This is a genomic window from Paenibacillus caseinilyticus (genome assembly GCF_027533645.1).
Lineage (GTDB): Bacteria > Bacillota > Bacilli > Paenibacillales > NBRC-103111 > Paenibacillus_G > Paenibacillus_G caseinilyticus.
Map to the genome: position 1 here is coordinate 103,787 of NZ_JAQAGY010000011.1, position 13,260 is coordinate 117,046.

Consider the following 13,260-nt stretch of genomic DNA (forward strand, 5'->3'; position numbering starts at 1 on the left):
GGCAGGAGGCCATGAGCCTATGAAATGGAATCGAACTACGAAGGCCGCCGCGCTGTCCGCCCTGTGGATGGGTGCCGGACAGCTGTATAACCGGCAGTATATGAAGGGCTTGGCATTTGCGGCAGTCGGCGCCGCAGCCGTCAGCTGGGGAGCGGCCGGCCTGACCCGCCGCCTGCACGGCCTGATCACACTCGGCACCACGCCAAGACAGATGGTCAAGACGGGCAATCAATACCGGATGACGGACGGCGACCATTCGATCTTCCTCATGATCGACGGACTCATCGCCCTGATCCTTCTCTTGCTTCTGGCAGGCCTCTATGTGCTCAGCATCCGGGATGCGAAGCGTCAGGCCAGCCGCGCGGAGCGGGGCGAGAGGCTGGAGACCTTCCGCGAGAGCCTGCTGGCGCTGGGCGGACGGCACTTTCCCTACATCATTCTGGCGCTTCCCCTGACCGCCGCGCTTTTCTTGACCGTGCTTCCGCTGCTCTTCAGCATTCTGCTCGCTTTTACCGACTTTGCCGCCCCCAACCTGCCCCCCGCCAAGCTTGTGAACTGGGTGGGGCTGCAGAATTTCACCAATCTGATCTCTCTCCAATCTTGGAGCCGCACGTTCTTCGGGGTGTTCGGGTGGACCGTGATCTGGACCCTGCTCTCCACGATCACCACCTACTTCGGCGGGATGGCGCTGGCCGTGCTGATCCACCAGCCGGAGGTGAAGTTCAAAGCGTTGTGGCGCACGTTGCTGGTCATTCCCTTCGCGCTTCCGAACCTGGTGTCGCTGCTGGTATTCCGCAATCTGCTCAACAACCAGTTCGGCCCGGTGAACCAAACCCTCCGGCTCCTGGGTCTGGAAGGCTTGCCGTGGCTGACCGACCCCTTCTGGGCGAAGGTCACGGTGCTAACGGTCAACATGTGGATCGGGGTGCCGCTGTCCATGATCCTGATCTCGGGCGTGCTGACCACCATCCCCCGGGATCTGTACGAGGCTGCCACGGTAGACGGTGCTTCCCCGTGGCAGCGGTTCAGTGGCATCACCCTGCCCCTGGTCCTGTTCACTACGGCTCCCGTTCTCATCATGCAGTTTGCGGGGAATTTCAACAACTTCAACGTGATTTTCCTGCTGACCGAGGGCAATCCCGCCATCTCAGACTACCAGTATGCGGGAGGCACGGATCTGCTCGTGACCTGGCTCTACAAGCTGACGCTGAACAACCGGCAGTATAATATGGCTGCGGTGATCGGTATCCTCATCTTCATTATCGTAGCAAGCCTGTCCATCATCAATTACCGGCGAAGCCGATCCTACCGCGAGGAGGATATGTCAGCATGAACATCAGACTGATCCTGACCTATGTCATTCTGGCTGCCGCCTTGCTGGCCAGTCTGTATCCCGCGCTATGGATTCTGCTCTCCTCGTTCAAGACAGGGACCAGCCTGTACAGCGAGACACTGCTGCCGCAGGGCCTGACCCTGGATCATTACCGGGAGCTGCTGTCTGGACGCAAATACGATTATCTGCTCTGGTTCCGGAACACGCTGAAGGTCGCTATCTTCTCTACCCTGTTCGGTACGTTCCTCACGCTGCTCGGCTCGTATGCGGTGGCCCGCTTCCGGTTCGTGGGGCGGCGCTATGGCCTCATGGGGATCCTCGTGCTGAACATGTTTCCGGGCTTCATGTCTATGATCGCCATCTACGTGCTCCTCCTGCAGCTCAATCTGCTGAACAGCCACTGGGCGCTTATCCTGGTCTACAGCTCGGGATCCTTCCTCTCCAACGTGTTCGTAGCCAAGGGCTTCTATGACACCATTCCCCGGACTCTGGACGAGGCGGCCCGAATCGACGGAGCGACGAACTGGCAGATCTTCGCCCGCATCATGCTTCCCCTGTCGAAGCCGATGCTCACCTATGTAAGCCTGGTGATCTTCAACGGGGCGTGGGTCGACTTCATCTTCGCCAAGCTGATCCTGCGCACCGGGGACAAGACGACGCTGGCCATCGGGCTCTATGACATGGTAAGCCGCTTCAACTCCACCGATTTCACGGTCTTCGCGGCCGGCGCGGTACTGCTCGCCGTCCCGGTTATGATCCTGTTTATCTGGCTGCAGCGGTTCCTGGTGGACGGCCTGACCGCCGGTGCGGCCAAGGGATAGACCGGATGGGACGGTCCTGATAAGAAAAAAAGGAGAGAACCTGCTATGAATCTGGAAGCAATCTATCATATTGACGATATCCCTTATGCCTTCGCCGTGCGTTCCGACGCTATCAAGGTGCGCATCCGCGCCAAGCGCGGCGAGGTGGCCAGAGCGAGGGTGCTGCATTCGGACCGCTATGTCCCGTACGGACATGAGGTGCCGCTTGAGCTGGAGCTTGCAGCCTCGACGGGCGCACACGATTACTTCGAGGGACTTATCGAGACAATGACGTTCCGAGTGCGCTACCTATTCCTGCTGGAGGACGCTGAGGGCCAAGCGTTGTGGTATGGTGAACGCGGGGCGTCCGTGCACCGGGATAAGGCCGGGCTGTTCCAATTCCCTTACCTCAACCCATCGAATGTGCACGAGGTGCCGGACTGGATCCACGATGCGGTTGTATACCAGATCTTCCCCGAGCGCTTCTGCAACGGAGATACCTCCAACGATCCCGCGCAGACGGAAGCCTGGTCGCCGGAGGCCCGTCCCCGTCCCGACTCGTGGTACGGCGGCGATCTGGCCGGCATTCGGCAGAAGCTTCCTTATCTGCACGACCTCGGCGTCAATCTGATCTACCTGACTCCGGTCTTCCTGTCCCCTTCGACGCACAAGTATGATATTTCCGATTATCTCCAGGTCGACCCGCAGTTCGGTGATATGGAGCTGCTGCGGACCCTGGTGGCCGAAGCGCACGCGCTAGGCATCCGGGTGATGCTCGATGCGGTGTTCAATCATTCAAGCAATGAGTTCTTCGCGTTCCGCGATCTAGTCGAGAAAGGTGAGAATTCCAGCTACCGTCAGTGGTATTACGCCGACCGGTTCCCGGTTACCGAGGAGCCTGAGGCGAACTATCTCACCTTCGCGACGGGAATCAAGACGATGCCCAAGCTCCGCGCATCCGATGCCGGACTGGCTCAATACCTGCTGGAGGTGGCGGCCTATTGGATCCGGGAGACCGGCATCGACGGCTGGCGCCTCGACGTAGCCAACGAGGTCGATATGGGGTTCTGGCGCGGGTTCCGGCAGACGGTCAAAGCGGTGAAGCCGGATGCGCTGATTATCGGCGAGATTATGCATCACGCGGGGCCGTGGCTGCGCGGCGACCAATTCGACGGCGTGATGAATTATGTGCTTCGCGAAGCGCTCGTCGATTTCTTCGCGAAGCAGGCCATCGGGGTGCGCGAGTTCTCTTCCCGGCTGGCCCTGAACCGGATGATGCACAGCGATGCCGCCAACCAGGCGATGTTCAACTTGATCGGCAGCCACGATACCGACCGGTTCCTGACGTTGTGCGAGCGTCACGGACTGGGCTGGAATGACAAGTTGTACGCCGTGGAACGACTGCGTCTTGCCATCTTCTTCCTGATGACCTATACCGGTATGCCGATGATCTACTATGGCGACGAAGTGGGCATGAGGGGCGGCTATGATCCTGACTGCCGGCGGCCGATGGTCTGGGAGGAGGAGGCGCAGGACCGGGAGCTGTTCGGCTTCTTCCGCACCATGATCGCGCTGCGCCGGCGCCACCGCGCATTGCGGCGGGGTACATTCCGCAGCTGGCTCGAAGAGGAGGCGCTCGGGGTGCTGGGCTACATCCGCGACGACGGCACGGACCTGGTCCTGGCAGTGATGAACCACAGCCCGAACCCGGTGGAGCTGGAGCTCGATCTGCCAGCCGGAAGGCTGGACGGTGGGAAGCTGACCGATGCCCTGTCGGGAGCGGTATATGCTCCCGCGGCGCGGCAGGTGCTGACGCTGCCGCCCTTCGGCTGCGTGCTGCTGGTCGAGACGTGAGAAAGTCGCATGACGTGGTAGGTGATGGCCTCATCGACATCGGCATAATGAAAAAAAATAAAACCGGCATGGATTCTATGCCGGTTTTATTGGACTTCTCTGTTGGCGGCTCCGTAGTCCCTTCCACCATACGATGATCACTCCGCTAAAAGATTTTCGCGCAGTGTCTCACCGGGATAGAAAGTCCGGTATCGTCCCCGCCTTTGTAACTCCGGCACGACCAGATCAACGAATTCCTCGAAGCACCCTGGTGTATTGGTGGCAATGAGCATAAATCCATCCGCACCGCCCTCATCCATAAAATGCTCCATCTGGTCGGCAATGTCCGCCGGGGTTCCTACCGCAATCGGCATGCCCATGCCCTGGGCATAGTACAGAGCAGCCTCACGAATTGTCACGGGCTCTCCACCCTTTAAGTAAATGACAGATTCAAACAATCCCTGGATACCGGGAACCTCGATATTCTGGATGTACTCATCCGGACTATACTTGGAGAAATCGAGTCCAAAGTGCCCCGATATCCAGGCTAATGCCGCTTCCAGAGGAATGTTGGCCTTAAGACGCTCATATTTCTCTTCTGCTTCTCCGCGGGTCAGCCCTACCACGGTTTGCAATCCGAAAATCCGAACGATCGAATTTTCGGGACGCCCAAATTTGGCAAGGCGTGCGTTAATATCGTCTGTGTACTGTCTCATCCGCTCCGCTGTCGGATGTACAGCGAATATAGCCTCCGCATATTGGACTGCAAAGTCCCTTCCCCGGTCGGACGATCCCGCCTGCCAGAACACGGGACGACCTTGAGGAGATGGCGCGCAGAAATGCCTTCCCCTGCTTTTGAAATACTTCCCTTCGAATTCAACGACTTTCACTTTATTCGGGTCAGCGAATACACCACTCTCTTTATCTGCGATGATGGCATCCGGCTCCCACGAATCCCAGAGCTGGCAGCACAGATCCACGTATTCCTCCATCCGTTCATAGCGGTCGGCCCGTACGGTCATATCCTGACCGTAGGCATCCCATTCACTTTTGGAATAAGAGCTAACAATATTCCAGGCAACCCGGCCGTTTGATAAATGATCGAGACTCGATAACCTGCGAGCCATCGAATAGGGGTGCTCGAAGGCAGTAGACAGCGTAACACCGACGCCAAGCTTTTCAGTTGCAGTGGTAATGATCGGTACGATCGTCGATGGCTCGTGCGTCGGGCATTGGACACCGTATTTGACGCATGCGTCTGAGCTTTCCTGGTAGGTGTTGTAGGGGGCCAGCTCATCGGCGATAAACATCGCGTCGAATAATCCACGCTCCATCGTCCGAGCCATATGCTGCCAATATGCCGGCTTCTGCCAGTCCCAATTCACTTTGTCCTTCGGATGGCGCCACATCCCGATAGCATGGCTGTTTACTCCATGTTGAATAAAACCAAGCAAGTGAGCCTTCTTTTTAGATGGGTTAGCGCTCATATCTACAGATCTCCTTCGTTGGTTCCCTGGATAGGGTGACTGTTATTCTTTGAAACGAGTGTAATTCTTACTGTGATCTATGTTTAAATTCGATTGAGAAAGCAAGAATGACTGCTATAGCAGAGCCAATCGCGATGAACGGAACATAATTCCACAGCACCGCCGATTTGCCCAAGGCAAAGAGAATGACGCTTGACGCAGCAATGCTGATGAACGCTTTCCAGCTGAACCACTTCTCATTCTGCCATTCCGTTCCTTCGCTTGCCGCCATCGTATGAGAAGCGTTCCTTTCTTGACTTACTAGACGAAAGGACCGCCATACATAACCAAGGTAAACGAGGCTGACGATAACCGAGATCATGGAGGCTGCGATTACGTATCCCATATCGATTTACACCTCCCTGCCTGCAGACTTTTTGGGTATGTAAGCATGCCCTGCTTGATTTGACACAGCATGCTCTGCAAGCTCATCGTTAAGTTGATTCGTATGTTTCAGCACATTAAAATCAAACGGCTTTTCCTTGGACAATAGACTCCATACCACCGGCACAATAGCGCTGACACCGAAAATGACGAGTGTGCCAACCAGCTCATCGTACGCAATGCGCACGGGAAGCCCGATCGCGGTGCTGAGCACGATCCCCCAGAGAAACCCTTTGCTTGTCAGCTTGGTCCAATATATCGCCAGAATGAGCGGGATAAGCAGCGAGGTCTTGATGGCATAAGTCGTCAGTACAAGGCTGACAAAATTCAGGCCCGACATGACGATTGCTCCTGCCACAACCGCGCAGGCGACGATGCTGAGCTTCGTAACCGCAAACAGCTTTTTCTCCGACAGACGCGGCCAGAGCGGCCTGACAATATCCACGGCCACAAGGGACGATAAAGCCGAGAAGGCACCGTCGATTGTCGAGTAGCAAGCGTTTAGTACGAGCAAGGCATACAAAATCACAATGATCAGAGGCAGGCCCAAATGAGAAATCAGGTAAGGACCTACTGCCGTGACATCGCCGCCGATGTCCTCCAGTTTAAGGCCGATACCAAGCGCAACCAACCCAATCAGTCCGAGCGCGATCGGAATCGGATAGAACCAGGCTCCGCTCCAGATGAAGGTTCTTTTCACGTAATTCGGCTTAATGGCCCATACCTTCTGCCAGAACGTCTGATCCGCTACGGTGGAGGCAAGGAGACCGAGTGCCAGCGTAACGCCGAAGCCTGCCGCGGCTTCAGGGCGGAAGATCGACAGCAGTTCCGGATCCTGCTTCTTCAGGGAGTCGAACACTACCCCTGGTCCGCCGACCTTATAGAGCACATACAAGGCAACAATGGCAGCAGGTACTGTAATCAGCAGTGTGTTGATGGTAGCCGTTATCGCGGACGTCCAGATTCCTCCGAAATAGGAATAGACCGTGACGACCACAATAACGATCGCAAGAATCATAATCTCCCGGATGCCGAATATCGTCTGAACGAGCAGTACAGCCCCCTTCAGGTTAATGATGATCTCAAGGAAAATACCAAAAATCATGCCAATAATCGCGATAATAAGTGCAGGACGATTCTGAAAACGGGAACGAATAAAGTCGGTGATGGTATAGCCGTTTGGAATCACCTTCCGAAGCCGCAATGCAAAAGGAACCATCGCCATGACCGCGATGCCGTTCGGAACGGTGAACCAGAAGAGGCCGGATAACCCCCATGAATAGGCTTGACCGGACGACATCATGACCGCCATCGCCCATGTCCAGACCGCGATTACAGAACCTACCCCGAAGCCAAGGCCGATTTTTCGGTCTGCAATAATGTAGTCATGCGTAGTACGAACCAGTGACTTTCTTACCGATAAAGCTATGAATAGCATAAACAATCCTAGTCCTGCCATGAGAATATATCCGATGTAGGGTTGAATGTGATTTGCTTGCAGCATTTTGCTCCCCCTATTGCTCTTGATATGAAACACAAGCTGCCTAATAAGAAACCATTTCCTAAGAAAAAGAATAAAGTCTCCTTTAGGATCGACTCTGTCTCTGGTTAACCAGTTGACATTTTAATTAAAGTTAACCTACCAAGTTACTTGGGATTGAGTTATCTTAGCATCACACCAAAAAGGTTGTCAAAGGTTTTATTCTAAATCAATCGCAAGCCCTTATGATCCTTCCTTCATTGCTAGTCAAATAAATCAAGGGTAGGAAAATATGGATATTTGTTGTAGAAACATAAGAGGAGGGCCACACCTGGTGCAGGTGTGGCCCTCCTAATAAAAGGTCAAATCGAAGAAAACGAAATTTGTGTCTCCTGACTATATGCCAACGCAAAGGAAGGGATCAGCTCATCTAATCTCTCTTGTATGTGCTGCTCATCTGCATCCCCCAGTTCAGCTAACAATTGCTTCTCCTCAGGAGATCCATCCCCGGTCAATAACATGCTCAGTATATGCGGATTGATGATTTCCCTTGGCGAAAGGACCAAGGAGTTCATCATAAAATACTGCAGAAACATAGAAGGATCGTTCTCCTCGTTCGCCAGCTTCACGGCTTGTTTGACATACAAATCAATATAGCTCTGCGCAAAGGTTACGCCTTTTAACGGCTCGGCTCCCACATGCGCGACTCCGTTCCAACGCAGGTCCGCAACCGAACTCAACCACCACGCCGGTTCAATCGCCTCTTGCATGCGCTGCAGTACTTTGCGTTCAAAGTTGGGCTCTGGGGTATGCCGCTGTTCGCTCAAACAAAGGCCCAGCATTTCGGCTTCGATCCCAGCGACGGTCATCCCCTGCCCATGGATCGGGTCAAAGTTACAAAACGCATCGCCTAATACGAGTAATCCGGACGGCCAATCTTCCATCTGCTCAAAGTGTTGACGAACCGATTCGGGTGTACGGTAGCCCCGCGGAGCGCCCACCGGCTCCAGCTCTTTGACCACTTCCGCCAGCATGGGGCTAGCTAAGGCTTGTAGTTCCTTTTCGTACTCTTCCGGGTCCGTTGAAGGATAATGTGCACCCCCGGCACTAAACAGCAGCGTTTGAGCCATGTGATCTTCGATATACCCCAGCATCCCCGTACCGATTCCTTTCGCAGGCTGTGCTTCCGAAATCATGACGCCCCATTTCTCTTTGATTCCTTGAGGCACCCGGTAATAACGCGTGCTGTAGCCAAGCGACACCTTCAAACGTTCTGCCTCCGGCACCTCAAGCCCCATAGCCTCCAGCCATGGAATGACTTTGGAAGAACGTCCGCTCGTATCCACTACCAGGTCTGCCGCCACGGGCCGTGCTTCTTGTTTCGGTTCGATTCGTTCTTTGATATGAACCCCTGTCACCTGCCTGCCGTCCGCCGCTGTTTGCAGACCTGTCACTTGCCCTGGAAGAATACGTATATTTACAATCCTTTGTACACGCTGGCGGAGCGTCCACTCCAATAATGCCCGGCTGCTCTTTGCATTTTTTTCATTGGAGGAAATTTCTACAGCTCCGTGTGACGTGAATAGGCTCATTTTCTCATCCTGTGTGGGGTCAGCCCCTTGAGCTAATAAATCATCGATATAGCCGGGGAAGAAACGCTCCATAATTATATTCCCGCGTGGTAGTACACGATGAGGATGAAACGATTGAGGCGTACCTGGACGAGCAGACGGCTCTTGCGGCAGCTCATCCCTTTCGGCAATGATCACTTCCTGATAATAATCAGAAAGAACGCGGGCCGCGAGCAGGCCTGCGATGCCTCCTCCGATCACAATGGCTGTTTCTTGGGGCTTTAACCGGTTATCCATCTTTACCGTCTCCTTTTCCAGCTCCCTGGGAATTGTCATAGCTGCTCTGATCACTAGACTCATGTGCATTTTTTAGACATGTGTATGCTTTATTTACTGTTGTATCTTATATAGTAAGGTGTATAATTACGTTAATCAATAAACAATAAAGCGGAACTGTCGATTAACGATACAGAAGCGAGGAAATGTGTATGGGACCAAAAAAAAAAGAAGACCTGCGAGTCAAAAGAACTCGTATGCTGCTTTCTCAAGCTTTGCTGTCATTAATGAATCATCATTCGTTTCATGCCATTTCCGTAAAAGAAATCTGTGAAGAAGCCATGGTTCATCGCGCTACCTTTTATACCCATTTTAATGATAAATATGATTTGCTAGCTTATTCCCTAAAGCAAATTGCTGAGGAGTTTCATTTCTCGGAAGGCAGCACGGAAGAGGTGCATTTAAAATTGTTTGCTGTCGCCATCAAATACAAAAGGTTATTCTCTCAGCTGTTGCAGGAAGAACGGGACTCATTAAGGTATGTCATCAAACAAGAAATGACCTTGGGAATAACGCAGCGTCTCCGCACAGAATCTAAAACTCAAACGATTTCCAGCTCCTCGGAGATTGTTATGGCCGCATTCGCTGGGGCTACTCTGGGCGTTGTCCATTGGTGGATCGAGAATGAGATGCCCCTTACGGGGGAAGAGGTATATCATGAGTTAAAGAAGGTGTTCGATTGGAAGCATGTCGAAGAGGCGATTGGCAAGGAATAGAACCGGCGCCCGCCAATGAAGTTACCCCGGTCAAGTCGACCCATATAAAATAAGAGCAGTTAAGCAGCCTTAGTCCGATAGAATACCGTACTAAGGCTGCTTAACTGCTTTTGATCTTCTCCTGATACCGATAACTAACAGCCACTCTGCTGGCTGCCCATTCGAATCAAGCCGGGCCTCTCTGGCTGCTGTCCAAGGCCACGGATGACACCCGTCTTCCACTCTCCATCTTGATTACCTGGTCGGCTAGACCAAAATACCGGTCATCATGGGTGATCGCGATGACACACTTGCCTCTCTTCTTCAGATCCGGCAGGATGACGCAATAAAAGAAGTCTCTGAACTCCGGATCCTGATCGGCGGCCCACTCATCCAGGATCCAGACGGGACGATCCTCCAGATAGCAGATCAGGAGGGCGAGCCTTTTTCGCTGCCCGGTGGACAGCTTCACTGTACTGAAGACGCCGTCCTTCACGCTGATCTTCCCGCTCAACTGAAGCAGCTCCAGATAGTGCCGGATGTCCTCTTCTTTGCTTTCGAAGTCGATACCATACAGCTTATCGAACAGATATGCATCGCTGGAAACGACGGATACGCTCTCGCGAATCTCCGCTGCAGGGGAGCTCCTGCCGTTGATCCGAATCTCGCCCCCATCGGGACGGTATAAGCCGGTCAGAAGCTTCATAAGCGTAGTTTTTCCGCTCCCGTTGCCTCCTGTAATAAAGGTGATTTCTCCGGTATGGAAGCGGCCATCGACTGGGCCTACCGTGAACGGAGTGCCATCCTGCTGCTTGTAGGTATAGCTGACACTTCGCAGTTCCACCTGCCGCACCGGTGTCTCCACCGCGGCGGCCGCTTCAGGAGCAGAAACGATCGCGGTCTCCTTCCCTTCCGCCAGGCGCTGATTCAGCTCTTGGATCCGCCGCCATGCGATGCGAATCTGCAGCAGCTCGGGCACGGCATTCAGCGTACTGACGATCGGCCCCGTCATATAGAGGAACACGAAGGCGAAGCTTCTCACGGTATTGAGCTCCAAGCTGGAGAACAGACGCGGGAAGACGAAGACGGCCATCCCGATCACGAAGACGAACATGAGCTCTCCGATAATCTGGACATTGGCGAAGTTCACCTCCGCCCTCACGCGGAATTGACGGTACGCCTCCCCGTTCGCGGTCATCTCCGCTTGGAACTGCTCCCGTCTCCTGCGGTTCAAGCTCAGCTCCTTAAACCCATACACCAGATCGTGGATCAGCTGGAAGAACTGCGTCTGGATGTCCCTGGAATGCTCCCACAGCCGGCCCGACCGCTTGCCCATGAACATATAAAATCCGGCGGTGATCAGAATCACTAGGGCCGACAGCGCCACGCCCACCCCGCTCAGATAGCCGAGATAGAGGAAGCAGAAGAAGACCGTCAACACGTTGGTGACGACAGACAGCAGCAGGCCGACCAACCGGTTCATCCGTTCCGTATCGTTGTTGAGTCCGGCGGTGATGGTCCCGCCCTCCATTTGTTCTATGATTTCATAGGAGCTCTCGAGGAGGTTGCGGATCAGGTCCTTCCGTTTGTCGAAAATGATTTGGTTCGAGATGAGAATCAGCCGGGACATAATGATTTTCTGGGAAACGATATAGACGAACAGGCTGAGCCCAAAGTAAATGGCCGTCTGCCCCGACTGCTCTCCGAACAGGGCCGTGTTGATCAGAAAAATAATCGAGGCATTGCCAAGCCCGCTGGTAAGGCTCATTACGAGCAGGAAGCCGTATGGGATCTCCTTGGGCCGCGGGAAGACCCATACCAGCAGTACATACCCATAGACGAGCAGTCCGAGCAGGGAGAGAGAATAGACCGCGGCTGCGATGCTGACAGGCGACCACACCTGAATGAAAGAGAACGGCAGTCCTTGAAAGACAGTGTGTCCGGCAATATAGACGGCGGTGTAGCAGAAGATGCCCGCGAAAATAGCGGAGCAGCCAATGAACGCCAGCGTTCTTGCATCCAGCCGGATTCTCTTTCGCTCTCCGCGGACGGTCTGGCGTACGGTTCTGCCCATCCAATAGAGCAGTCCCCCCGCAAGCGGGATGCTGACCAGGGCAACAAGGGAGGCCATGAAGTCGAAGTCCCGGTATGTATCCGCAGCGGTGAGCTTCGCTTCCTGCCCTCTCATCAGGGAGGCAATCCCCTGCGCGAGCGAAGCGGTATAAGCGGAATTGATATTCGCGAGGACCGCAATGCCGAGCCGCTCCTCCGGCCTAAGGATCACCGAGGAGGAGAACCCCGGGTTATTCCCGCCGTGTGTGATCTGCCGCGAATGGTCCACCTCCGCAAACTCCCACCCGAAGTGATAGGCTTCCCCGCTCTCGTGCGACCGTTCGATCAGCGGTGTCAGCGCCTCATGGTGCTGCAGGCCCAGCTGGTACTGCAGCCACCGCTGCATATCTAATCCGCTCGAGAGAATATACCCGGCGGGTGTATTGCCTCTGTAGTCCGGCGCCAGGTAGGCCCTCGGCTGAAAGAAGCCCATCTTGTAGCCTTGGGCCAAGCTGTGCCCCTCTTCTGCACGGAACACAAACGTATCATGCAATCCAAGAGGCGTAATGATCTGCTGCCGCATATAGTCCTCGTAGGATACGCCGGCCGCATTCTGGATGATCAGCCCCAGGATATCGTAGTTGACCGTAGCATATTCGAAGTGCTCCCCCGGCGGGTGGGACAATTCCGTTCCCGCCAAGGTACGCACCGTCTGCTCCAGGGCACTGCCTGACTGCAGGGCCGGAATGGCCCCTATGGATCCGAACGGGATGCCGCTCTTGTGGAGGAGCAGCTGCCTGATCGTTATGTGTGCTTCTTGCCCCTGATACGTCAGGGTTAAGAACGGCACATGCTGCCGGATGTCATCGTCAAGGCCCAGCACCCCTTCCCGTTCCAGCTTCAAGATCCCGAGCGCCGTAAAGGCCTTGGTGTTGGAGCCCAGCTCGAACAGCGTCCGGTCGGTCACCGGCGCGCGCTTCTCCACATCCGCGTACCCGTAACCCTTCCGGTAGACGGCGTCCCCTTGTACCAGCGTTAAGGAGACGCCCGGAAGATCCCCTTCCCGCATGGCTCTGCCGACCAAGTCGTCGATGGCCCGAAGCAGTCCGGTGTCGATGCCCGCGGACGCTGCTGCCCCTTCTCCGCCGCCGGCTGCGGCCGCCAGGCCGCTTGCAGCTCCGACCAGCAGTTGGAGCACCAACAGGAGCGCAGCCGCCGGCCTTAGGATTCGATAATGGAATACGCTCATC

At 54.8% G+C, this 13,260-nt stretch carries 9 protein-coding genes; 4 read left to right on the forward strand and 5 right to left on the reverse strand.

The features are described from left to right. Nucleotides 1–19: 19 nt before the first annotated feature. The 3 genes from O9H32_RS17815 to O9H32_RS17825 are packed head-to-tail and all read left to right on the forward strand — an operon-like array spanning nucleotide 20 to nucleotide 3,987. Nucleotides 20–1,333: a carbohydrate ABC transporter permease gene (locus O9H32_RS17815; protein ID WP_269867473.1), complete on the forward strand. Its 1,314-nt coding sequence runs from the start codon at nucleotides 20–22 to the stop codon at nucleotides 1,331–1,333. After that, nucleotides 1,330–2,154, forward strand: a complete 825-nt coding sequence (locus tag O9H32_RS17820) for a sugar ABC transporter permease (RefSeq protein ID WP_269867474.1) — start codon at nucleotides 1,330–1,332, stop codon at nucleotides 2,152–2,154. Before O9H32_RS17815 ends, O9H32_RS17820 begins: the two co-directional genes overlap by 4 nt. A gap of 45 nt (nucleotides 2,155–2,199) precedes the next feature. Further along, a complete protein-coding gene (locus O9H32_RS17825) occupies nucleotides 2,200–3,987 on the forward strand; it encodes an alpha-glycosidase (RefSeq protein WP_269867475.1) in 1,788 nt (595 codons plus the stop codon). Nucleotides 3,988–4,124: 137 nt separating this feature from the next. Here O9H32_RS17825 and O9H32_RS17830 read toward each other — a convergent pair whose 3' ends face one another. The 4 genes from O9H32_RS17830 to O9H32_RS17845 form a co-directional block, all read right to left on the reverse strand. Further along, nucleotides 4,125–5,453 (reverse strand): LLM class flavin-dependent oxidoreductase, encoded by a 1,329-nt coding sequence (locus O9H32_RS17830; protein WP_269867476.1) that lies wholly within the window; start codon nucleotides 5,451–5,453, stop codon nucleotides 4,125–4,127. A gap of 67 nt (nucleotides 5,454–5,520) precedes the next feature. Then, a complete protein-coding gene (locus O9H32_RS17835; protein ID WP_269867477.1) occupies nucleotides 5,521–5,814 on the reverse strand; it encodes a hypothetical protein in 294 nt (97 codons plus the stop codon). Nucleotides 5,815–5,844: 30 nt separating this feature from the next. After that, the gene (locus tag O9H32_RS17840; RefSeq protein ID WP_269867478.1) at nucleotides 5,845–7,380 is read right to left on the reverse strand and encodes a sodium:solute symporter family transporter; all 1,536 of its coding nucleotides are present in this window, start codon (nucleotides 7,378–7,380) and stop codon (nucleotides 5,845–5,847) included. A 338-nt stretch (nucleotides 7,381–7,718) separates the two neighbouring features. Next, nucleotides 7,719–9,224 carry an FAD-dependent oxidoreductase gene (locus tag O9H32_RS17845; protein WP_269867479.1) on the reverse strand — a complete coding sequence of 502 codons (1,506 nt, stop codon included), beginning with the start codon at nucleotides 9,222–9,224 and terminating at the stop codon, nucleotides 7,719–7,721. Between the two features lie 191 nt (nucleotides 9,225–9,415). Between O9H32_RS17845 and O9H32_RS17850 the strand changes: the two genes are divergently transcribed. Then, nucleotides 9,416–9,979 carry a TetR/AcrR family transcriptional regulator gene (locus O9H32_RS17850; protein WP_269867480.1) on the forward strand — a complete coding sequence of 188 codons (564 nt, stop codon included), beginning with the start codon at nucleotides 9,416–9,418 and terminating at the stop codon, nucleotides 9,977–9,979. A gap of 166 nt (nucleotides 9,980–10,145) precedes the next feature. Here O9H32_RS17850 and O9H32_RS17855 read toward each other — a convergent pair whose 3' ends face one another. Further along, the gene (locus O9H32_RS17855; protein WP_269867481.1) at nucleotides 10,146–13,259 is read right to left on the reverse strand and encodes a cyclic peptide export ABC transporter; all 3,114 of its coding nucleotides are present in this window, start codon (nucleotides 13,257–13,259) and stop codon (nucleotides 10,146–10,148) included. Nucleotide 13,260 lies beyond the last annotated feature (1 nt).